The organism is Promicromonospora iranensis (assembly GCF_028994775.1).
GTDB lineage: Bacteria > Actinomycetota > Actinomycetes > Actinomycetales > Cellulomonadaceae > Promicromonospora > Promicromonospora iranensis_A.
In genome coordinates, this window is sequence record NZ_JAJQMN010000008.1 from 192,656 (window position 1) to 215,296 (window position 22,641).

Here is a 22,641-nt window from a genome sequence, read left to right on the forward strand (position 1 = left end):
CCGGAGGAAAGATGGCTCTGTGGGAGCTCATCCGTGCGGCGCTGCGCTCCTGGCCGCTCGTGGTGGCCGGGGCGGTGGTGACGCTCGTGGCCGCGTACGGCACCACCCTGGACGACGGCGTCTTCTGGAGCCGCACGCAGGTGGTCTTCCTCGCTCCGCAGAGCGCCGCCTACCCCAACACGCTGCGCACCACGTCGGAGGACATCATCATCACGGCGGGCGTCGTGGCCAAGGCGGTCACAGGCGCCGACAAGGTGACGAAGTACGCGTCCCCCGACGCGACGCTGGTCGGCGAGGGCCAGCGCGACGGCTGGTCGGTGCGCCTGCCGGACACCGGCGGGCAGTGGGCCACCCACTTCGCGCAGCAGGTGCTGTACGTCGAGGTCGTCGGTGCGACGGCCGAGGAGGTCGAGGCGCAGCAGACCGTGCTCCTCGACCGGATCGCTGACGAGCTGCACGAGCTCCAGCGCGGCGCCGGGGTGGCGCCCGTCAACGAGATCACGGTGACGGTGGCGCCCGAGTCGACGGTGGTGCATCACGTGCAGGGCTCGTCCCTCCGCAGCGTCGCGATGACCGGTGTGCTCGGGGTGGCGGCCACGTGCGCCGTCCTGGGCCTCGTCGAGGCCCGGCGGCGCAGGTCGGTCACGCGCGACCATGTCCCCGCACCTCGTCTTCCACGATCCGCGCCACGTGTGCCTGTGCCGGTGCCCACGACCGTCCGATGACGCTGGCCGCCGCCTTCGCGGCGTAGGCAGCGGCGTCCGGCCGCCCGACCGCTGCCGAGAGCTCCGCGGCGATGCCCGCCGCCGTCGGCTCCGCCCACCCGACGTACGGGTTCGCCAGGTCGGCCCGGGCCAGCGGCGAGTCGTTGACGACGGGCACGACACCGGCCGCGAGCATCTCCTCGGCCACCAGCGAGATGTTGGTGAACGACATCGCCAGCCCGGCCGTGACCCGGCCGTAGAGCCGGTTGAGCTCCGCCGGGGTCAGCCGTCCGTGGAAGGTCACCGGGAACGGCAGGCCAGTGGGCCGTGCCCCGTAGACGTGGATCTCCTGGTCCGGGTGGGCCCGGTGGAAACGTTCCAGCGCCAGCCGGGCGAGCAGGTAGCCCCGGCGTCCGACGTCCGGCTTGGCGTAGAGGACCACGCCGGAGCGGGGCTGCTCCGGCTCCGGCAGGTGGTAGACGTCGGTGTCGCACCCGAACGGGACGACGTCGCTCTCCAGGTCCTGCTCGGACCGGAGGCAGCCCGACACCATCTCGCCCAGCGCGATGCGCCGGAACGGGAACCGGTAGCTCATGGCCGCCAGCTCGTACTCGGAGCCTCGAGGGTAGAAGTACGGCTCGTAGTCCTGGATGAAGTACAGCCGGTGCGCGGGTTCGTCGGGGTAGGCGAGCAGCACGTGGGCCGACTCCCAGGAGGACGCCACCACCGCGTCCACGCCACGGAAGCCCGCGCGCGCGTCGCGCACCTCGGCCCGCACGCCCGGCCAGCCCTGCCGCAGCTCGGCGGTCCGCTGGGCGACGTCCAGCCCGTGCCGGTCGTACAGGAACACGACGCACCGGTGCCCGCGCGCCTCCAGCCCTTCGACCATCCGGAACAGGGTGGTGTGCCCACCCGAACCCGCGGCGGGCGGCGAGGTCACCCAGCCGACGACGAGCGGCCGGTCCGACGGCACGGGGTCCGGGACGGGCATCGACCTGGGGACCGTCCCGGCGATGTCAGCCGTCTCGAGCTGGAAGCCGAGCGACCGGGCGTCCGTGGCCCGGTAGGCGCGCGCGGCGACGCGCTGGGCCAGCCCACCGACGCCGGCGCGGCGCAGGCGGCGGATCTTGGCGGTCGTTCTGGTCAGCCGGTTCATCGGCAGCTCTCCTCGGTCACAGGCCGGACGTCGCCCAGCGCAGGTACATCAGCTCGGTCCGCGCTCGTCGGCCGACGCGGCGCACGGCGGCGCCGACCCGCGGTACGGGGGAACGTCCGGGCCGCTCGGCACGCTCGGCCCGGTCCATGACACGTCGGGTCGAACGCCAGGCCTTCGATGTCGGCCACACGTCGGTCGCGAAGCCCAGGTACTCGTCCGGCGGCTCGCGCCGGTCGGCCGCCGCCGCCGCGTACCGCAGCGCGTCCCGGGCCAGCGCCACCCGCGCGCGGTCGTGCAGGCCGGTCCGTTCGGGCAGCAGGTCCGCGACGTTGACGAACAGCCGGTCGTACGCGTCGGCGCGGGCGCGCAGGTCCAGCAGTGCCCCGGACCCCTCGTTGACGCTCAGGCTGGCCGCGTGCTCGCGGTGCAGGGCCTGGTCGGCTCCGCCCACGTACGCCACGTCGCTGACGGCGGCGAGCCGCAGCCACATCTCCACGTCCATCGTGAAGCGGAGCGCCGGGTCCAGCGCCCCGATCTCCTTGAGCAGGGCGGACCGCATGACCACCTCGGGTGACGTGATGCAGCTGACCCCCGTGCGGCACCGCTCGGCCAGCCACTTCTGGCCGCTCCAGATCGTCCAGGACAGCTCGCCGAGCGCGGGCTCGGGAACCGTCCCGTCGTCGAAATGGTGCGGATGGCCGTAGACCAGGCCCACCTCGGGGTACCGCTCCAGGATGGCGGCCGCCCGGGCGAGCGCGCCGGGCGGCAGCATGTCGTCGGCGTCCAGCCGCACGACGAGATCACCGGTGCTCACCGCCCAGCCCTTGTTGAAGGATGCGACCTGACCGACGTTGTACCTGTTCGCGACGACGCGCACCGCCGGGTGCCGCTCCGCCAGCTCGCGGGCGACCGCCAGGCTGTCGTCCGTCGAGGCGTCGTCGACGATGATCACCTCGACGTCCACATCCGCCTGGGTGACCAGGCTCTCGACGGTCTGCGGCAGGAACCGGCCGTAGCCGAAGCACGGCACCACGACCGAGACCAGTGGCCTGGCGACCGGGGCCGACGGTGCCCGCCGCCGGACCGCCCGGGGCGCCAGCGGCGACCGGACCCAGCCCGCGAGCCACGGGACCAGCCTGCCACCGACGGTCGGCCCGCCCGTGGCGTGCCGGTCCACCCAGGCGCGCCAGGCCGTGGCCGCTCCGTCGAGCACCCCGCTGCTCACGGGATCACCGCGGCGGGTGCGGCCTCGCCCGCCACCGCGGTGCGGAGGGCCCGGACGACGTGCTCCTGCTGTGCCTCCGTGATACCGGGGAACATGGGCAGCGACAGGATCCGCGCGGCGTGGGCCTCGGCACGGGGCGCGATCCCCGGGCGGAGGCCGAGGTGGGCCGTGGCCGGCAGCAGGTGGACCGGTGCCGGGTAGTGGATGCCGTGCCCGATCCCCGCGGCGGAGAGCGCTGCCGACACGGCCGGGCGGTCGGGCACCTGCACCACGTACAGGTGCCACACGTGGGTGGCGCCGGGCAGCTCGCGCGGCGCCACGAGCTCCGGGACGTCCGCGAACGCCTCGGCCAGCAGCGCCCCGTACCGGGCGGCCGCTGCCGACCGCTGGGCGTTCCACGCGTCCAACCGGGTGAGCTTCACGGACAGGACGGCGGCCTGCAGGGCGTCGAGCCGGGAGTTGGTCCCGACCTCCAGGTGCTCGTACCGGTCGACACCACCGTGGTTGCGCAGGCGGCGTGCCCGCTGGTCGATGTCGTCGGACGAGGTCAGGATGGCGCCCCCGTCGCCGAACGCGCCCAGGTTCTTGCCGGGATAGAAGCTGGTGGCCGCCACGTCACCCGCGCCGCCCGAGCGCAGGCCGTCACGGCCGGCGCCCTGGGACTGCGCGGCGTCCTCGACCAGGAGGACGTCCGGGCCCACCACCTCGCGCAGCCGCGCCACCGGCGCCATCTGCCCGTAGAGGTGGACGGCGACGACCGCACGGGTCCGGGGCGTCAGGCGCTCGGCCACGTCCTGCGGATCCAGCAGGTAGTCGTCGTCGACGTCGGCGGGCACGAGGGTGGCGCCGCAGCGCAGCACCGCCTCCGCCGTGGCGAAGAACGTGTTGGCCGGGACGATCACCTCGTCGCCGGCGCCGATCCCCGCAGCCTGCAGGCCGATCTCGAGTGCGTCGGTGCCGTTGCCGACGCCGACGGCGTGCCGCGCCCCCGAGTAGGCGGCGAACTCGCTCTCGAAGCGGTCGACCTCCGGCCCCAGGACGAACCCCGACGTGCGCAGGATCCGGTCCCAGCGCTCGCGGACCTCCGGTTCGACCTCGGCGGTCTGGGCACCGAGGTCCAGGAACGGCACCGGCGGCCGAGGTGGCGCGGTGGGAGTGCTGGTCAGGGTCTCGGTCATGGGGTCGTTCCTCTCGGTCGGCCGGACGGGGCGACAGGTGCCCCGGCCGTCTCCGGCGGTTCGGTAGGCAGAGCGGGGTCCGGTTCGGGACCGTCGGGGGTGTCGGGGCCGTCAGGGGTGTCAGGGCCGTCGAGGGTGACGCGGACGGCCCGCCAGCGCGGGAGCACCCAGGCGAGCGTGGTGGCCGTGTAGACGCCGAGGGTCGCCACCCCGCCGAACAGGCCGCCCCACAGCGGGTCGCCCACCCGGTCCGCGACGAACACACCCGCGAGGACGGCGCACACGGCCGCGCCGCCCGGCACGGCAAGCGTGCGGGCGAGCGCGGCCACCTCGTCCCGGGACCTGCGTAGCAGCACCAGGTAGGCGGGCACCAGCACGGTGACGGCGACGACGGCCTGCGCGACGCCGACGCCGAGGCTCCCGCCGAGCCGGGCACCCACGACGACGGCCGGGACCAGGGCGACCAGCCAGACGATCTGCACCACGAGCACGCCGCGGGAGCGGCCGAGCGCGTACAGGTAGCCGGCGAGGACGTCCGCGACCACGCGCACGGCGCCGACCACGGCGAGCGGCACCAGGATCTGGGCCGCCGGCTCCCAGCGGGCCCCGTACACGAGCACCACCACCGGGTGGGCGAGCGAGGCGAGCATCGCCGCCGCGGCGGCGACCGCCCACCACACCGGTGCGAGCAGCGGGACGAGTGCGGCGCGGGCACGCTCCCGCACCTGGGAGAACGCGGGCAGCGTCACCGATCGCAGCGCCTGCCCCACGAGGGTCATGGGCCAGGTCGAGATGTTTGCGGCGAGCACGTAGTACCCGAGCTCGACGGCGCCCGCGACGTTCCCGAGCACGACGCGGTCGACCGAGAGCAGCACCCAGGAGAGCAGGTTCGCCGCGGCGACGGGCAGACCGAACGCCAGCACGGACCGCGCGACCGCGCGGTCCCAGGAGAGCCGCAGGCCGGTCCGGGCGAGCCAGAACTGCATGGCGACGCCGCATGCCTGGCCGGCCACCCGGCCCACGGCCAGGCCGACCAGGCCGTGGCCGAACGCCGCCAGCACCAGCGTCACCGCCGCGCCGACACCGAAGTCGACGGCGTTGGACCGGAACAGGCCGCGCTGGTCGAGCCGGCGCTGGAGGGTGGCGAACGGCACGACGCCCACACCGGCGAGCAGGAACGTACCCGCGAGGATGGCGATGGGCCCGGCCGCTCCGGGCCCGCCCATCGCGCTGGCGAGTGCGGGCGCGGACAGCGCGGTGACCACGGCGAGGACGGTCCCGGTCGCGAGCCCGAGCACGGCTACCGGGCCGGTGCGCCGGGCGAAGTCGGGGCTGCGGACCAGGTCGGCGCTCAGCCCGAGGTCCGCGAGGGCCATGACGACGCTCTGCACCGTCAGGGCGATCGCGTACAGGCCGAACTCCTCCGGCGACACGATCCGCGCGATGACGACCCCGAGGCCGAGGTTGCCCAGGCGCACGACCAGCGTGCCGGTGGTGCTCCAGCGCAGAGCCCGCCCGACCCGGCCGCTCAACGCCTGTCCGTCAGCCATGTGCGGGCCTCTCGCGCAGGAGGCCGCGCGCGGTGTCGCGCGCGACGACGGCGGCCGTCCGGGCGAGCGAGGGTGCCGAGCGGCGTCCCGCGGACAGGGCGTCGCGGTAGACCTGCTCCAGGCGAGCGGCCGACGAGGCCAGGGAAAAGCGCTCCGTGACGATCCGCTGCCCGAACGTGCCGAGGGTCGCGCGCCGTACGGGCTTGCGGACCAGCGGCTCCAGCGCGTCGGACAGCGCGGACGCTCCCCGGCCGCCGGACCCGTACCAGCCCTGTTCCAGGAACATCTCGAGGCTCTGCTCGTCGAGACGACGCCAGAAGCCGCGTTCGCCCTGGACCACCACCGGCTTGCTGAACGCCATCCCCTTGAGCACCGAGCTGCCCATCCCCAGCACGACGTCGGCGGCGTCGTACGCCGGGCGCGGGTCGTCCAGCGCACCGGTGACGATGACGGCGCGCCGTCCGACCGCCGTGTTGATCTGTCGGGCCCGCGCGGCGACGTCCTCGTAGCGCGGGCCGTCGCCCACCACGAGCAGGGTCAGCGCGCTGCACCAGCCCGCGCGCTCGACCAGGGACATCGCCTCCAGCACGCCGGCTGTCTTGTCCAGATCGTCGGACATCCGGCACACCACGGACAGCACCACGTCCTCCGGACCGAACCCCCAGCGGTCGCGCGCCGTGGCGCCACCGGCGCTCCCCGGCGCGTTCGCCACGGTGTCGATCGGCGGCTCCATGAGCCGCACGTCCCGATGCCGTACCGCGGCCTCCTGCGCGAGCCGGCGGGTACCCACGATCAGTGGGACATGCCGGGGGATGTAGCCCGACACGTACATCGACAGGGTGGTGACCACGGCCGGTGTGCCGAGCAGCAGGTGAGGCCCGAGGGCGACGTCGATCGCCGGGCCCCACTCGTAGGCGTGCACCACGTCGGCGCCCAGCCGGCGCACCGCCGAGACGGCGTGCGCCATGTTCCGGGGCGACGGCCAGGTCAGGTGTGTCGGTAGCGTCTCCAGGTCCAGACCGAACCCGCGGGCGACGTCCCACAGCGCCCCGCCGGGGGGCGCGAGGACGACCACCTCGTGCCCGCGGGCCACCGTCTCGCGCGCGAGCTCCAGCGCGTTGAGCTGGCTCCCGCCGATCTCCATGTGGTGCACGTAGACGACGATCTTCATCGCGGGCTCCCGACGGGAGGACGAGGGGCCAGGACCCGGGCAGGCACACCGGCCCACGTCTCGCCGTCCGGCACGTCGCCGAGCACGACGGACCCCATGCCCACCACCGCTCCCGCGCCGATCCGCACGCCGGGTCGCACGGCGGCGTTCATGCCGAGATAGGCGGCCCGGCCGACGTGCACCCCGCCACCGAGCGACACGCCTGCGGCGAGCGTGGCGAAGTCCGCCACGACGCAGTCGTGGGTCACCGTCACCCCCGGCATCGCGATCACGTGGGCACCGAGACGGGCGTCGGCGGTGATGGCCACACCGGCCAGCAGGACCGATCCGGCGCCGACGGGGCACCCGGCGGGATTCCGTACCGACGGGTCGACGACCGTCGCGTACCGCGACCCCGGCCCGAGCCGGGCGTGCACTGCCGCACGGGACGCGCTCGGCCCGACGCACAGCAGCAGGTCCGCCTCGGGGTACGCCGCGGCGGAGGCGACCGGGCCCAGCACCGGTACGCCGCCGATGTCGGGCGGCAGGTCGGCGTGCTGGTCGTCGAGGACACCGAGCACGGGACGACCTGCCTCGGCCGCCAGAGGGATCACCTCGCGAGCCAGCCCGCTCGCACCCACAAGCAGCAGCGGCCCGCCCCAGGTCGCCGCCATCTCACGGGCTCCCGTGGTTGCGGACCACGTGGACCACGCGGTCCAGGTCGGAGTCCGTCATCTGGTGGAACAGCGGGAGGATCAGGGTGCGCGCCGTGAGCCGCTCGGTCACCGGCAGCGGCTCGTGCTCCCGTGCGGCGTGCGCAGGGTGCAGGTGTGCCGCCATGATGCCGCGCCGTGCGGAGACGCCCGCCGAGGCGAGGGACAGGAGCAGCCCCTCGCGGTCCGTGCCATATCCAGGCAGGACCTCCAGCCACAGCGACTGGACGTTGCTCGTGCCCCAGGTGGGGTCGTCGACGAGCCGGACGCCCGCTACGTCCGAGAGCTCGTCCCGGTAGCGGGCGGCGATCTGCCGCCGCCGGGCGACGATGGCGGGAAGGCGGCCGAGCTGCACCAGGCCGACGGCGGCCTGGAGGTCGGTCATCCGGAAGTTGAACCCGACCTCCTCGTACTCCTCCGGCGGCGAGACGAGAGACGCGTGGCGGTCCGCCGCGGAGACGCTCATCGCGTGCTCACGGAGGCGCCGCGCGCGGTCCGCCCACTCCGGGCGGCTCGTGGTGAGCATGCCGCCCTCGCCGGTGGTGAGGATCTTGCGGGGGTGGAAGGACCAAGCGGTGATCTCCGCGCCCGCCCCGACCGGACGGCCCTGGTAGGTCGAGCCGGCGCCGCATGCGGCGTCCTCGATCACCACGATGCCGAGCGGGTCGCACAGCTCCCGGATCGGGGCGAGGTCGACCGGCATACCGGCCTGGTCCACCGCGATCACCGCGCGGGTGGCCGGCGTGAGCGCCGCCGCGACGGTCGCCGCGGTGACGTTGCCCGTCGTCACGTCCACGTCGGCGAACACCGGCCGGGCTCCGACGTAGGTGGGTGCGTTCGCCGTGGCGACGAACGAGAAGGACGGCACCACGACGTCGTCGCCCTGGCCGATGCCCGCGACGACCAGGGCCAGGTGCAGCGCCGTCGTGCAGCTCGATGTCGCGACGGCGGCTCGTGCGTCCATGGCGCTCGCGAACGCGGTCTCGAACGCCGCGACCCGAGGCCCCTGCGCGACCCAGCCCGACTCGATCACCTCTGTGACCGCCGCGATCTCCTCCGCGCCGAGCCACGGCTTCATGACGTCCACCCGGGCGAGGCCCGTTTCCGCCGCGGTCATCCGGTCACCTCGACGGTCTCCGAGGCGACCCAGTTACGGTCCTCGATCCGGCTCAGCATCGTCTCCGGGCTCTCCGGCCGGCCGCGGAACCACTCGACGAGCTCGGCGACGCCCTCCTCGAAGGTGGTGCGGGGCGTGAACCCGGTCAGCTCGTGGACCAGCGTGTTGTCCACCAGGAGGCGTCGGACGTCGCCAGGCCGGGCCTCCAGCCGGACCGGCTCGAGGTCCGGTCGGCCGACGAGCCGGGACACGGTGGCCACCAGGTCGTTGATCGTGAGCTCGGCGCCCGAGCCGACGTTGACGGTGCGTCCGACGGCGGCGTCGCACCCCGCGATGTCGGCCAGCGCTCGCGCGGTGTCCGTGACGTGGAGGAAGTCGCGCGTCTGCTCGCCGTCCCCGTAGACGAACCCCGGCAGGCCGCACAGCGCCCGCACGATCGTGCGGGGCAGGACCTCGCCGCTGTCGCCCTCGAAGTGGCTGCGCGGCCCGAAGGTGTTGAAGGGCCGCACGACGACGACCGGCATGTCGTGGGTGCGGAACGCGGCGCGTGCGTACGCCTCGCCCGCGAGCTTCGAGCCGCCGTAGACCGTCTCCGGCCAGGTGGGGTGCTTCTCGTCCATCGGGGCGTACTGCGCGGTGCCGAACACCTCGCTGGAGCTCACGTGGACGAACCGCCGGACGCCGGCCGAGCGCGCACGCTCCAGCAGCTCCAGCGTGGCCGTCGCGTTGACCTCGTGGTTCTCCCGCGGGTCGTGCAGGCTGTGTCGCACACCGAGGCAGGCGAGGTGGAAGACGACGTCCGCCCCGTCGACCAGGTCGAGGGCCTGCACGCTCCGGACGTCCTCGGTGACGAGCCGCAGCCGCGGGTCGTCCGCCAGGTGCTCCAGGTTCTCCCGCCGCCCGTTGACCAGTGAGTCGACGACGGTGACCGACGCCGCGCCCCGGCGCAGCACGAGCTCGTCGACCAGGTGGCTGCCGATGAACCCCGCGCCGCCGGTGACCAGGATGTTCGTGCCGTGCAGCGCGCTCATGCCGCACCTCCTGCGACGAGCTCGCCGGTGAGCGCCGGCTCGGGAGCCGTGCCCGCTCGGACCAGCGATACGCCTCCACCGGTGGCGAGGCTGCGGTCGGCCGCCTCCAGGACGTCGAGCACCCGGAGTCCCGCCGCACCGTCCGTCAGCGGCGGGCGCGTCCCGTGGATCGCCGCGGCGAGCTCGCTCACCATGGATCCGAGGGCCTCGCGCTCCTCCAGCGCGGGGGACCAGGTGTCGCCCAGGCGGTAGGAGATGGTGGCGGCCCGGCGCTCCAGGCTGTCGAGCGCCTGGGTCTCGAGGTCGACGCCCCGGTCGTAGACGCTGATGCGCTGCTGCGGGTTCAGGTCGTCCCACACGAGCGTGCGGCGCGACCCCCCGATCGTCATCCGGCGAACCTTGGTGGGGCTGAGCCAGTTCACGTGCACGCTCGCCACGGCGCCGCCCGGGAGGGGCAGCACCAGGTAGCCCACGCAGGACTTGCCCGCACCGATCGGGTCGGCGCCGTGCGCTGCCACCGACTTCGGCTGCAGCCCGCCCGGCAGGACGAAGTCGATGATCGACAGGTCGTGCGGCGCCAGGTCCCAGAACACGTCCACGTCGGGCTGGACCAGGCCGAGGTTGATCCGCACCGAGTCGATGTACAGGATCTCGCCCAGGTCACCGTCAGCCACCATCTCGCGGATCTTCCGGGCCGCCGGCGTGTAGCAGTAGGTGTGGTCGGTCATGAGCACGAGGCCTCGCGCCTGTGCCTCGGCGACCATCTCCGCGGCCGCCGAAGCACGGTCGGCGATCGGCTTCTCGACGACCACGTGCTTGCCGGCGCGCAGCGCCTCCAGGGCGATCGCGTGATGCGTCCCGGCGGGCGTGGCGATGGCCACGGCGTCGATGTCGTCCCGGGCGAGCAGCGTGGTGAGCGACGTCTCGACCTCGGCTCCGCCGTGCGCGTTCGCGACGCGGGCGGCGCGGTCCGCGTCGAGGTCGCACACCGCCGCCAGCTCCCAGCGGTTTGATGCCGCGAAGTTGCGTGCCAGGTTGGGGCCCCAGTAGCCGGCGCCCACGACGGCCGCCCGCAAGATCTTTTGGTCCATGCTGCCTTCTTCCGGTATCAGCTCGGATCGGCCCGGATAGTTGCCTTCCTGGCTCCGATCAATGTACGTGCCGGCCCTGCGCTGCACTGGCCGGTGTGATTCGAAATCACCCTGCGCTCGCCCTTTATTCACCCACGGGCGTGTTTCACCCCGGGGTGAAATGCAAAGAGGCGAGAAAATGCGGGCGCCGGTATTTACGCGTGCGCCTCGGCGGGTGTTCCGGTGCGGCCGGTCAGGCCGTCGAACACCCCCACGTAGGTGGCTGCCTGACGGCGCCAGGAGAGCTCGCCCTCGATCCGCTCGCGGCCGACCGCACCCATGGCGCTGGCCCGCCCGGGGTTGTCGAGGAGCTCGAGGATCGCGTCGCCGAAGGCCGCCGGGTCGGTGCCGGCGACGTACACGGCCGCCTCGCCCGCGCTGCGGCGGGTCTCGGTCAGGTCCGACGCGACGACGGGCAGCCCGTGCGCCATGTACTCGAGGGTCTTGTTCATGGTGGAGCGGTCGTTGAACTCGCTGGGTGGGTCGGGCGTGACACCCAGGTCGGCGCTGGACAGCCAGCGGCCGATCGCCGCGTGGTCCACCCTCCCGGTGAAGTGCACCCAGGGGTCCAGGCCACGTCGCGTGCAGTCGGCGCGCAGGCTCTCCAGCGCGTCCCCGAACCCGAGGAGCGCGAACCGCACGTCGGTGCGGCCGCGCTGGTTCACCACGTGGTCCACGGCGGCCAGCAGGCGGTCGACGCCGTCCTGCGAACCCATGATGCCCACGTAGGCCACGAGGTGTTTCGCCTGGTCACGGGCACCGGGCTCCGGGTCACCGCGCCGCATGAGGTCGGCGTCGGGCGTGCTCATCACCACGGAGCTGCGCAGCGGGTCGACCCGGCCGCGGCCCTGCGCGATCTCCTGGTACGACCCGTTGGTGGAGATCACGTGGTCCGCGCTGCGGTACGTCGCACGCTCCAGCAGGAGCAACCCGCGGTACAGCGGACCCCGCCGGCCGAACTTCGCGACGTACACCTCCGGACACAGGTCGTGCTGGTCGTAGACGAACCGCACGCCGCGCCGCAGGCGCCAGAGCAGTGCGAGCAGCCAGTACGTGTCCGGTGGGTTGCACGCCTGGATCACCTGGAACGGGGCGTCCCGGTGGACGCGCGCCGACGCGCGCGCGGTGCGCCACCAGCAGACGGCGAACTCGCGCACGTAGCCGGCGAGTCCTCGTGACTCGGGCGGGGGCACGTAGGAGTGGACGTCCGTCTCGTCGATCCGGAACCGGGCGGGCTCGTCCGGGTTCTCCTGGGGGCAGATGACGCTCACCCGGTAGCCGGCGTCCGTCAGGGCGCGGCACTCGGACCGCACTCGGCGGTCGAGCCGGAACGGCAGGTTCTGGATGATCACCAGAACGTGTGGAGCGGCGGAATGCATGAGGGAAGTGTTGCGTCCCTGGCACTTCGCAGAAACCCGGGGAGGGGGTGAACACGGGTATTCACCCGCTGGTCGTCAGCGAGAATTTCCGGCAAAGATCACCCGGAAGTCATCCGCCTCCGGGATTGCAATTTTCCATGCCGTGCAGATCGGCGCAAAAAAGGCTGTGGAAGCGTCATCGATATTTCATCCCCTCCGGTCCGTGCACTCTCCTTGATACGTTCCTGTTCTATCGGGTGAACCGAGGGTGAGGAACCCCTGCCCGCACCGCCGACCGCGGTCGGCGCTCCTACAGTGGCGAACGTGGGCTACTCCGTCGCACGTTCATCGTTCCGGTCCCGTCGCGTACTTCGTGTTCCGGCGGTCTTCGCTGTGGCCGTGCTCGCCCTGTCGTCGGGTCTGCTGGCCGCGGTCCCCGGGACCACTGCCGAGGCCGCTCCGTGCGACCCCGGGGGCAACCCGGTCGTGTGCGAGAACTCGAAGCCGGGCACGGACCCGCAGGTCTGGGAGATCGAGGGCGCCGGCGACCCCAGCATCCAGGGGTTCGCCACCGAGATGAGCGTCGACACGGGCAGCCGGGTCGCGTTCAAGATCGACACCGACGCGCGGGCCTACACGATCGATATCTACCGCACCGGGTGGTACCAGGGACTGGGGGCGCGCAAGGTCGCACAGGTCGCGCCGAGCGTGACGCTGCCGCAGACGCAGCCCGAGTGCGCATGGTCGGAGCCCGTCGAGCTGGTCGACTGCGGGAGCTGGGCGGTCTCGGCGGGCTGGGACGTCCCGGCCACCGCCGTGTCCGGCGTCTACGTGGCGCACCTGACCCGGACGGATACCGGCGGTCAGAGCCACATCACGTTCATCGTGCGCGACGACGGGTCCACCTCCGACATGGTCTTCCAGACCGCGGACACCACCTGGCAGGCCTACAACACCTACGGCGGCTCCAGCTTCTACTCCGGGGGCGCCAACCAGCGCGCCTACAAGCTGAGCTACAACCGCCCGTTCAACACTCGTGGTCTGGCGAGCGGCCGGGACTTCTACTTCAGTGCCGAGTACGCGATGGTGCGGTTCCTGGAGCAGAACGGCTACGACGTCACCTACATCGCGGGGGCCGACACCCACCGCGACGGGGCCCGGCTGCTGAATCACAAGACCTTCCTGTCCGTCGGGCACGACGAGTACTGGTCGGGCCCGCAGCGGAGCGCCGTCGAACAGGCCCGCGACGCCGGGGTGCACCTGGCCTTCTTCGCCGGCAACGAGATGTACTGGCGCACGCGCTGGGAGCCGTCGGTGGCCGGTCCGTCGACGAGCCACCGCACGCTCGTGTCGTACAAGGAGACCTGGAGCCGCGCCAAGATCGACCCGTCCAGCGAGTGGACCGGGACGTGGCGCGATCCCCGGTACGCGAGCACCGCGGCCGGGGGCGGGCGTCCGGAGAACGAGATCATCGGCACCCAGTACATGGTCAACTACTCGGACCTGCCGCTGACGGTCACTGCCGAGGAGGGCAAGCTGCGGATGTGGCGCGGCACGACCCTGGCCGCTCTTCCCGCCGGGACGTCCCGGGCGCTCGCGCAGCACACGGTCGGCTACGAGTCGAACGAGGACGTCGACAACGGCTCCCGCCCCCCGGGCCTGATCCGGATGTCGACGACCGTGGGCGACGTGCCCGAGTACCTGCAGGACTTCGGCAACTCCGTGGGGCCGGGCGTCACCCGGCACAACATCACGATGTACAAGGCCGCGAGCGGCGCGCTGGTGTTCTCCGCCGGCACGGTGCAGTGGTCCTGGGGCCTGGACCAGCAGCATGACGGGAACGGCGCCCCCGCCGACTCCCGGATGCGCCAGGCGACGGTCAACCTGTTCGCGGACATGGGCGTCCAGCCGGACACCCTCGCGTCCGGTATCGCCCCGGCGACGCGGACGACGGACGTCACAGGGCCGACCACACAGATCCAGAGCCCGGCCGCGCAGCAGTCGTTCGCGGGCGGATCGACCGTCACGGTCACCGGTACGGCGTCCGACGCCGCGGGCCGGGTGGCCGCCGTGGAGGTGTCGCTCGACGGCGGGCAGACCTGGCACCCCGCCGAGGGTCGAGCGAGCTGGCAGTACACCGGGCAGATCTTCGGCTCGGGAGCGGCGGGGATCCGCGCTCGTGCGGTCGACGACTCCGCGAACATCGGGGCCGCGGCGTCCGTGGGTGTCCAGGTGGCCTGCCCGTGCACGGTGTTCGGCACCACGGCTCCGCCGGGCGCGCCGGCCGACGACTCGTCGCCGGTCGAGCTGGGCATGCGGTTCGTGGCGGCGGCCGACGGCTACATCAGCGGCGTCCGGTTCCACAAGGCCGCGGCGAACACCGGCGTGCACCGCGGGACACTGTGGAGTGCGGCCGGCGAGCCGCTGGCCCGCGTGGAGTTCACGGGTGAGTCGGCGACCGGATGGCAGAAGGCATCGTTCGTCCGCCCGGTGCCGGTCGTCGCGGGGGAGGAGTACGTGGTGTCCTACACCGCGCCGTCCGGCGGCTACACCGCCACGTCCTGGGCGTTCCAGGCCCAGGGGCGCGCCGCCGGGCCGCTCACCGTCCAGGGCGGGTTCGGCGCCACGCCGGCCGGCGTGTACGGCGCGGCAGGCACCGTCCCGACCCAGTCCTGGGACAACGCCGCCTACTACGTGGACCCCGTGTTCACCTTCACCGACGATTCCCCGCTCGTCGCCACCGCGCACGCACCTGTCGCCGGTGAGGTCAGCGTGCCCCTGGATGGCCGGGTGCGCATCACGTTCTCCAAGCCCGCTGTCCCCTCGACCATCGGCTTCACGGTGACCGACGAGGCGGACAACCCCGTGGCGGGCAGCGTCTCCTACGACGGCCCCACCCGGACGGCCACCTTCACGCCGTCCGCGCCGCTGGCCGGGTTCGCCCAGCACACCGCGGTGGTCACCGCCCGGTCCGCTGAGGGGACGTCGCTGTCCGCCGGCGAGACCTGGAGCTTCCGGACCGTCCGCCCGCCGTCCGCGACGTGCCCGTGCGGCATCTACGACGAGACGACGGTGCCGGACCTCGCTGCCGCTGCCGACACCGACGCCGTCGTGCTCGGCATGCGGTTCTCGCCGCGCGTGGCAGGCCACGTCACCGGTATGCAGTTCTGGAAGTCGGCCGAGATCCAGGGGCCGTTCGTGGCCTCCCTGTGGGCCGAGAACGGGCAGCTGGTCGCCCAGGCGACCGTCACGCACCCCGTCGCACGTGGCTGGCAGGACGTCGAGTTCGACGCCCCCGCGGCGGTGACCGCCGGGCAGGAGTACACCGTGGGCTACCGGGCGCCGACCGGCCGCTACCCGGCGACTCTCGGTGCGCTCGCCGCTCCCCGGACGGTCGGGGACCTGAGCACGCCGCAGAACGCCGGGGTGTACCTCTACGGTTCGGGCCGCCCGGCGACCGCGACCTCCTCGAGCTATCTCGTGGACGTGGCGTTCACGCCGGCTCCCGTCGCCCCCACCGTCGTCTCGCGCACGCCGGCCGCCGGCGCGATCGACGTGCAGGCGAGCACCGACGTCTCCGTCACGGCCGCACGGCCGCTCGCGGCAGGGGCCACGCTGACGCTGGCCGGACCTGGCGGCCAGGCAGTACCGGGCAGCCTCGCGATCAACGGTACGACGGCGACCCTGGACCCCACGGCAAGTCTCCTGCCCGGCACCACGTACACGGCCCGGTTCGCGGGGACCACCACCGACGGGGGCACGATCGCGGCCACCACGTGGTCGTTCACCACGCAGGCCGCGGCCGGCGGGTGCCCGTGCCTGATCTTCGGTGCTGACGTGCCACCGGTGGCGTCGGCGGACGACGGCGCGGCCGTCGAGCTCGGCACCCGGTTCTCCGCGGACCGCGACGGCGCCGTCGGAGCGGTTCGCTTCTACCGGGGTCCGAACAACCCTGGGCCGCACACCGTGACCGTGTGGTCGGACGGCGGCGCAGTGCTGGCCACGGCGGAGGCGCCCTCGGGCGGGGGCGAGGGCTGGCAGACGGTTCCGCTGCCCGATCCGGTGGCCATCACCGCCGGAACCAACTACGTCGTGTCCTATCTCGCACCGCAGGGCGGTTACGCGGCGGGCGCGGGCTACTTCGCGCAGCCGCGGACCATCGGTCCGCTGACGACACCGGTGGACGCCGGCCGCTACGCCTACGGCGGCGGTTTCCCGCAGTACTCGTGGCAGGGCACCGGGTACTGGGTGGAGCCGGTGTTCACCGATCAGTGACCAGGCAACCGGACATGAGCCGCAGAGGGATGCTCGCCGCTCCGGCCGGCAGGGGCCGACTTGCCGCGCCCCTGCTGGCGGTGGCCCTGGTGCTGTCCTCGTGCACCAGCACGCAGGATCCGGGACCGGACGCCGGACCGACCTCGGCGCCGGGTACCGGCACCACCGCCCCCGCTCCGGACGGCACGCCCGGTTCCACGCCCGGTGACGCGGGCGCCGTCACCTCCGGCACGGACGCCGAGCCCAGGACCGACGGGCAGGAAAAGGAACCGGAGACCGCCGGATCACCGGCACCGGACGGACGCAGCGGCGGCCAGAGCGGAGCCGAGGGCAGCGAGATCGCCCCGCCCGCGCCCGGCCGGCCGAGCGGCGACAGCCTTGGCGACTCGGCGGCCCCTGCGGCGGGCCGGCTGACCCGCGACCAGCGGACCGGCACCGCGGCGGGACTCGTGGCGGGCTTCCCCGACGACGTCGTGCTGGTACCGGCGGACACCGCGGTGGCGTCCAGCTCCGTGACGGGGACGGACCGCCGCTACCAGGTCACGCTCGACGCGACGGTGGACGACGCCTGCGACGCCGTCGTCCTCGACTACCGCGCCTGGTTCACGACCGGCGGCTTCACCGAGACGGACACGACCACGCGGCCGGGCCGCACCACCGTTGATCTCGCCCGGGACGACGGCACGGTTCAGCTGGGCGCCTCGCGTAGCCGTGCCGGGTGCGACGTCACCCTCTTCGCGGCACTGTCCGCCAAGTAGGTGCGGCGCCGCCTGCCAAGCAGGTAGGGCCGAGGGTCCGTCAGCCCACGACGCTCGGGGACCAGGCCTGCGGGATCGCCACGGCCGGTGTGCCCGTGCCGTCGGCGGGGAGCGACCAGACGTCGGTGGTCCCCGGCTCGTCGGCACGGGGCAGACCGTAGAGGAGTGTCGCGTCGTCGAGCCAGGTCAGCTGGTCATCCACGGTGCGCTGCTCGGCGTCGAGCACCGTGATCTCCAGGGTTCCCAGGTCGAGCACGGCGGGGGTCCAGTGCGGGGTCGCCGACCCGTTCTCCGCGACGTCGCGCTTGAAGGCCAGCCGGGTGCCGTCCGGGGACAGCGAGGGGCACTCGACGCCGTCGAGCACGGTGACGAGGGTGCGCTCGGTGAGGTCGCCGCGCACGAGCCAGGTGTGGCCGAGGGACTGCGACCGGACGGTGGCGTAGAAGTTCCGGTCGTCCACGAAGGTCACGCCCCACACGTTCCGGTCGACCGGCGCCACGCGCTCGCCGTCGACGAGCAGGGTGAAGTCCTCGAGGTTCCCGGACACCTCCGTGCCGTCCACGTCGCGCACCGTCGTCTCCGTGGAGAAGCCCGTCTGGGAGTAGGAGTGGCCCGTCACGAACGCGGTGGTGGCCACCAGCCCGTCGGGCGAGAGCCGGGTCCTGCTCGGGACACCGGGCAGCGGCCACGTGGCCGTCGTCCGCCACGCCTCGTCCAGCACCTCGGCCTCGTAGGTCGTGACGACGCCGCGTCGGGTGCGCAGGCAGACCGTCGTCGAGCCCTGGCCGGACACCCGGTCGCACACGACGGGCGTGACCTCGCGCGGGCCGGACAGGTCGTCCAGGGCGACGGCGGCGACCCTGCCGTACAGGTCGCCCGGGGCCGTGCCCCGGAACAGGACGTGGGGGCCGTCCAGCACGTCCTCGGCCACCTCGACCTGGGTGGGCGCGTTGCGCTCCGCACGTGCGCGCTGGAAGTCGGCCGCGACGTACCAGGCGGTGCCGGCCAGCACCACGAGGGTCAGCACGGCGAACATGAGCCGACCGCGGAAGGCGGGGTTCCCGCTCATGCCGGGACCTGCTCGACGGCTTCGGCGTCCTGCTCCAGGCGGCCGCCCCGGATCAGGTAGGCGCAGACCGGAACCGCGATCGCCAGCGCGGCGGCCGCGAACCACAGCGCGTCGACGCTGCCGAACGTGTACCAGAGCACGCCGAACCCGGCGGACGCGGCCATGCGCGTGACCGCGGTGACCGTCTGCGCGGTGCCGATCGCGGTGGCCCGGACGGCGGTGGGCACCAGGGCGCTGGTCAGCGCGGCGAGGACGCCGTCGGTCATGGCGTAGAACGTGCCGAGCAGCACCAGCGCCGCGACGGTGGTGACCGCCCCGGGGAACGGGACGGCCGCGCAGACGTAGGCGGCGGCCAGCAGGGTGTGCCCCCAGACCAGGATCCGGCCCCGGCCGACACGGTCCGCGAGGCGGCCTATCGGCGTCGCGAGCAACATGTACGTGGCGTTCGTCCCGACGTAGAGCAGCGGGAACCAGTGCGTGGCGAACCCGTCGCGGTCCTGCAGCGAGAGGTAGATGAACCCGTCACCGACGGTGAGCAGCCCGAGCACCCCGGCGACGACCAGCAGCCGCACGGTAGCGCCACCGCGCAGGAAGCTCCAGGAGAAAGGGCGGCCGGTGGTCTCGAGGCCACCCGCCGCGTCGCACGTGCAGCCCTTGCACTTGGGCAGCCCACGGTCCTCGCGGGTCCGGTGGGTCCTGAGCCAGGCCGCTCGGCGCGGCCGCAGGTCCGGGACGAGCAGGACGAGAGCGCCCACACCGAGCACCGCCGCGCCGAGCGAGATGACGAAGATGGTCGTCCACCCGTCGGGGATGGCCCAGAGCACCGCGAACGCGAGCAGCGGTCCCAGCGTGGCGCCCGCCGTGTCGAGCGCCCGGTGCACCCCGAACGAGCGCCCGAGGTTGCGGGGGTTCGCCGCGGCGGCGATCAGGGCGTCGCGCGGCGCCGTGCGGATGCCCTTGCCGATGCGGTCCGCCACGACGAGGCTCGCGATGGCAGGCAGGCCGGCCGCGAACAGCAGCCCCACCCGGGTCAGCGCCGACAGGCCGTAGCCCACCGCCGCCACCCACTTGGGCCGGTCGGTGCGGTCGGCCGCCCAGCCGCCCGCCACCCGGACCAGCGCGCCCGCGCCCTGGACGAGCCCGTCGACCACGCCGTACGCGATCACCGACATGCCGAGCGCCGCGGTGACGTACAGCGGGAGCACCGCCATGACGGCCTCGGAGGAGACGTCCGTCAGGAAGCTCACCACACCCAGCGTGACCACGGTGGAGGGGACCCGCCCGGCGCGCCGTCGTGCGTCGCCCGACCGGGTGCTCGGCCGGGTGCCCGACCGGGTGCTCGGCCGGGTGCTCGGCCGGTCGCCGGTGGTGCTGGCCGTGGGTCCCGTCCCTTCCGGTGCGGCGCGGACGAGACCAGACATGGGGCTCCAGCGATCTTGATGCAGATGGGTGGGACAGGCCTGTTCAGGTTACGGCCGGCGTGTCCTGCCCCGGCGGGTCCGGGACGGGTGAACTGCGTTTCTCACCCGGTGTAGCGCTCCAGGAACGTGGTGACGGCCTCGTGGGCGATGGTGTCGAGCTCGTCGGGGGTGTAGCGGGCAGCGCCGGCGGTGAGAGTGAGCCGGTTCAGGGGTGCGGCCAGCATGAGCCAGGTCAGCTGCTCGGCGGCGACGGCCGGGTTGTCGACACGGAGCAGACCGCGCGCGCTCAGGTGCCGCAGGGCGTCGGCGAGGAGTGCCTGGTTGTGGTCCCAGCTCCGGCGCACGTAGTCGGCGGCCACCTCGGGGAACCGTTCGGCCTCGGCGGCGATCAGTGTCCGCATCTGGAGCACCGGAGGGCTCAGGACCCCGGCGTGGAGGATCCGGGAGAGCTGCAGCAGCCCTTGCCGGACATCTTCCGTCTGCCTCAGCTCCTCCAGGTGCGGCCTCATCGCGTCGCGACCGCGGTCGACCCAGTCCCGGACGACCGCCCCGAACAGGACCTCCTTGGACGGGTACTGCCGGTAGAGGGTCTGCTTCGAGACCCGTGCTCCCGCGGCGACGGCGTCCATCGTCGCGCCGGCGTACTGGTGTGAGAGGAAGACGTCGCGCGCGACGGCGAGCAGGTCGGAGCCGCTGCTGCCACCGGGTCGGCCACGACGCCGGGGCGGGGAGTCTGGTGAGGTCACGCGAAAATAGTACTGGACGGTACTCAGTCTGAGAGCTACAGTACTAGCCAGTACTAAAAAGGAGGATCGTCATGATCGTATGGGGTGTCGTTGTCGCCGCCGTGGCGGCGTTCGTCCTCAGTTCTGTGTACTACGTCCTCACCACGCCGCTCGAGCAGCGGGCGCTCGGTGAGCGGGCTCTCGATCGTGGGCGCCCGGCTCCGTGGAAGGTGGTGACCGAGCTGGTGCGCACCGCCGTGGTCGGGGCGGGGTTCGCCTGGGTCGCGGCACAGGCCGACCTGCTGGCGCTGCCTTCTTCGCTGCTGCTGGCGCTCGTGCTGTGGGTGGCCTTCCCGGTCGTGCTGCTCACGGGCTCGATCATCTGGGAGCGCGTGCCGTGGCAGACCGCCGCCATCCACGCGGGGGACTGGCTGCTCAAGCTGCTCCTCGTGGCGACCGCCATCGGGCTCGTCCACTGATCTCGAGCCCATGATCTCGAGCCGCCGGGCTAGGCCTTGATGACCGTGCCCTCGAGCGCGAGACCGGTGCCCAGACCCACCATGGCGACGCCGCCGGTGACGCTCAGGTGGTCGAGCCGCTTCGGGCTCCGGGAGAACCAGGTGCGGGCCTGGCTCGCGACCAGCGCGAGGATCGAGTCCTGGCCAAGGGCCAGGATGCCGAACAGCAGCCCGAGGAGCAGCAGCTGCGGCGTCGCGGGGGCGGCGTCGTTCATGAACTGCGGGAGGAACGCCGCGAAGAAGACGATGGTCTTCGGGTTGGTCGCGCCGACGACGAACCCTGCCCAGACCGCGCGCCAGGGGCTGGCCGTGCCGACGGTGCCGGGTGCGGCCAGGGCGAGCCGGGCGTCGGCGCGATGCCGGATCGCCTGGATCCCCAGGTAGATCACGTACCCGGCGCCCACGAGCTTGAGCACGGTGTAGGCCGTGGCGGACGCCTCGACCAGCGCACCCAGCCCGACCGCCACGAACGCGACCTGGACCAGCAGCCCCAGCGCGTTACCGGTCACCGACAGGAGCGCGTCCCGCCGGCCGACCGTCAGGGCGCGTCCGATCGCGAAGAGGACGCTCGGTCCGGGCAGCGCGATGAAGACCGCGGACGCTGCGAGGAAGGCGACGAGCTGCGCACTGGTGGGCATGCGGTCAGCGTAGCGACGGCCTGCTCCAGGGGTCACGGAGATATGTCGCCGGTCCGCTGCCGGTGCCCGGCTACCGGAGTCCGGCACGGGGCGAAAAAGGAGTGTGCCGACGCCGCCGTCGCGCCTAACGTCGAGGGTGTGAGCGACACGAGGCGCGACGACGCGATCGACGACCCGGACGACGGCTGGTTCCCCGAGAGCGTGGCCGCCGCGTACGACGACCCCGAGGGCGCGAACACGCCCGAGGTGGTGAACCCGGCGGTCGACCTGCTCGCCGACCTGGCCGACGGCGGCCCGGTGCTGGAGCTCGCGATCGGCACGGGCCGGATCGCCGTGCCGCTGGCCGCGCGTGGCCTCCGCGTGAGCGGGATCGAGCTGAGCAAGGCGATGGCGTCCCGGATCGGCGGCAAGCCGGGCGGCGAGCACATCGACGTCACGATCGGCGACATGACCTCCACCCGGGTGCCCGGCGAGTTCTCCCTCGTCTACCTCGTGTTCAACACGATCGCGAACGTCACCACGCAGGACGGGCAGGTCGACGTCTTCCGGAACGCCGCGGCGCACCTGCGGCCCGGCGGCCTCTTCCTCGTCGAGGTGGGCATCCCCGACCTGCGGCGAATGCCGCCCGGTCAGGACACCGTGCCGTTCACCGTCGCACCCGACGACGGGGGCGGGTACATCGGTTTCGACCGGTACGACGTCGCGACGCAGCTGTTCACGTCGAACCACGTGACGGTGACTCCGGAGGGCGGCCGGTTCCGCGTCGTGCCGTTCCGGTACGCGTGGTCCGCCGAGATGGACCTCATGGCCCGTATCGCCGGGATGCGGCTCAAGCACCGGTGGGCCGACTGGGACCGGTCGCGGTTCGAGCACGAGAGCACGAAGCAGGTATCGGTCTGGGAGAAGGTCTGACGGCGGGGCCCGT

General features: G+C 73.1%; 19 protein-coding genes. 5 read left to right on the plus strand and 14 right to left on the minus strand.

Translation table 11 applies throughout. From position 1 onward, the window contains the following. Positions 1–11: 11 nt before the first annotated feature. The gene (locus tag LUU90_RS16650; protein ID WP_275004694.1) at positions 12–725 is read left to right on the plus strand and encodes a hypothetical protein; all 714 of its coding nucleotides are present in this window, start codon (positions 12–14) and stop codon (positions 723–725) included. Here LUU90_RS16650 and LUU90_RS16655 read toward each other — a convergent pair. The 10 genes from LUU90_RS16655 to LUU90_RS16700 all read right to left on the minus strand — a co-directional run bounded on the left by LUU90_RS16655 (position 643) and on the right by LUU90_RS16700 (position 12,333). Further along, the gene (locus LUU90_RS16655) at positions 643–1,860 is read right to left on the minus strand and encodes a glycosyltransferase family 1 protein (RefSeq protein WP_275004696.1); all 1,218 of its coding nucleotides are present in this window, start codon (positions 1,858–1,860) and stop codon (positions 643–645) included. The two genes, LUU90_RS16650 and LUU90_RS16655, sit on opposite strands and share 83 nt — an antisense overlap. A gap of 16 nt (positions 1,861–1,876) precedes the next feature. After that, positions 1,877–3,085 (minus strand): glycosyltransferase family 2 protein, encoded by a 1,209-nt coding sequence (locus tag LUU90_RS16660; protein ID WP_275004697.1) that lies wholly within the window; start codon positions 3,083–3,085, stop codon positions 1,877–1,879. Then, positions 3,082–4,263 (minus strand): DegT/DnrJ/EryC1/StrS family aminotransferase, encoded by a 1,182-nt coding sequence (locus tag LUU90_RS16665; protein ID WP_275004698.1) that lies wholly within the window; start codon positions 4,261–4,263, stop codon positions 3,082–3,084. The genes LUU90_RS16660 and LUU90_RS16665 overlap by 4 nt, the downstream gene beginning before the upstream one ends. Continuing rightward, positions 4,260–5,813, minus strand: coding sequence for an oligosaccharide flippase family protein (locus LUU90_RS16670; RefSeq protein WP_275004700.1), 1,554 nt, complete (start codon positions 5,811–5,813; stop codon positions 4,260–4,262). Before LUU90_RS16670 ends, LUU90_RS16665 begins: the two co-directional genes overlap by 4 nt. Beyond that, complete coding sequence (locus LUU90_RS16675; RefSeq protein ID WP_275004701.1) at positions 5,806–6,984, minus strand: glycosyltransferase family 4 protein; 1,179 nt, start codon at positions 6,982–6,984, stop codon at positions 5,806–5,808. The genes LUU90_RS16670 and LUU90_RS16675 overlap by 8 nt, the downstream gene beginning before the upstream one ends. Then, a complete protein-coding gene (locus LUU90_RS16680) occupies positions 6,981–7,637 on the minus strand; it encodes an acetyltransferase (protein ID WP_275004703.1) in 657 nt (218 codons plus the stop codon). The genes LUU90_RS16675 and LUU90_RS16680 overlap by 4 nt, the downstream gene beginning before the upstream one ends. A 1-nt stretch (position 7,638) precedes the next feature. Beyond that, complete coding sequence (locus LUU90_RS16685; protein ID WP_275004705.1) at positions 7,639–8,793, minus strand: DegT/DnrJ/EryC1/StrS family aminotransferase; 1,155 nt, start codon at positions 8,791–8,793, stop codon at positions 7,639–7,641. Further along, a complete protein-coding gene (locus LUU90_RS16690) occupies positions 8,790–9,824 on the minus strand; it encodes a dTDP-glucose 4,6-dehydratase (RefSeq protein WP_275004707.1) in 1,035 nt (344 codons plus the stop codon). The genes LUU90_RS16685 and LUU90_RS16690 overlap by 4 nt, the downstream gene beginning before the upstream one ends. Beyond that, on the minus strand, positions 9,821–10,915 hold the full coding sequence (locus tag LUU90_RS16695) for a Gfo/Idh/MocA family protein (RefSeq protein WP_275004708.1): 1,095 nt from the start codon (positions 10,913–10,915) through the stop codon (positions 9,821–9,823). Before LUU90_RS16695 ends, LUU90_RS16690 begins: the two co-directional genes overlap by 4 nt. Before the next feature lie 194 nt (positions 10,916–11,109). Next, entirely contained in the window at positions 11,110–12,333 is a 1,224-nt protein-coding gene (locus LUU90_RS16700) for a glycosyltransferase family 4 protein (protein ID WP_275004709.1), read from the minus strand. A gap of 378 nt (positions 12,334–12,711) precedes the next feature. Between LUU90_RS16700 and LUU90_RS16705 the strand changes: the two genes are divergently transcribed. After that, positions 12,712–16,587, plus strand: coding sequence for a DUF4082 domain-containing protein (locus tag LUU90_RS16705; RefSeq protein WP_275004710.1), 3,876 nt, complete (start codon positions 12,712–12,714; stop codon positions 16,585–16,587). A gap of 14 nt (positions 16,588–16,601) precedes the next feature. After that, positions 16,602–17,345 (plus strand): hypothetical protein, encoded by a 744-nt coding sequence (locus tag LUU90_RS16710; RefSeq protein WP_275004711.1) that lies wholly within the window; start codon positions 16,602–16,604, stop codon positions 17,343–17,345. A gap of 40 nt (positions 17,346–17,385) precedes the next feature. Here LUU90_RS16710 and LUU90_RS16715 read toward each other — a convergent pair whose 3' ends face one another. The 3 genes from LUU90_RS16715 to LUU90_RS16725 form a co-directional block, all read right to left on the minus strand. Beyond that, a complete protein-coding gene (locus LUU90_RS16715; RefSeq protein WP_275004713.1) occupies positions 17,386–18,414 on the minus strand; it encodes a hypothetical protein in 1,029 nt (342 codons plus the stop codon). Next, positions 18,411–19,835 carry an MFS transporter gene (locus LUU90_RS16720; protein ID WP_275004715.1) on the minus strand — a complete coding sequence of 475 codons (1,425 nt, stop codon included), beginning with the start codon at positions 19,833–19,835 and terminating at the stop codon, positions 18,411–18,413. Before LUU90_RS16720 ends, LUU90_RS16715 begins: the two co-directional genes overlap by 4 nt. 101 nt (positions 19,836–19,936) lie before the next feature. Further along, positions 19,937–20,581 carry a TetR/AcrR family transcriptional regulator gene (locus LUU90_RS16725; protein ID WP_275004716.1) on the minus strand — a complete coding sequence of 215 codons (645 nt, stop codon included), beginning with the start codon at positions 20,579–20,581 and terminating at the stop codon, positions 19,937–19,939. Positions 20,582–20,652: 71 nt separating this feature from the next. On the opposite strand from LUU90_RS16725, the gene LUU90_RS16730 reads away from it, so the two are divergent. Further along, the gene (locus LUU90_RS16730) at positions 20,653–21,039 is read left to right on the plus strand and encodes a DUF1761 domain-containing protein (protein ID WP_275004718.1); all 387 of its coding nucleotides are present in this window, start codon (positions 20,653–20,655) and stop codon (positions 21,037–21,039) included. A 29-nt stretch (positions 21,040–21,068) separates the two neighbouring features. On the opposite strand, the gene LUU90_RS16735 is transcribed toward LUU90_RS16730, so the two are convergent. Further along, on the minus strand, positions 21,069–21,716 hold the full coding sequence (locus tag LUU90_RS16735) for a LysE family translocator (protein WP_275004720.1): 648 nt from the start codon (positions 21,714–21,716) through the stop codon (positions 21,069–21,071). Between the two features lie 138 nt (positions 21,717–21,854). Here LUU90_RS16735 and LUU90_RS16740 point away from each other — a divergent pair, with 138 nt between their 5' ends. Next, complete coding sequence (locus tag LUU90_RS16740; protein ID WP_275004721.1) at positions 21,855–22,628, plus strand: class I SAM-dependent DNA methyltransferase; 774 nt, start codon at positions 21,855–21,857, stop codon at positions 22,626–22,628. Positions 22,629–22,641 lie beyond the last annotated feature (13 nt).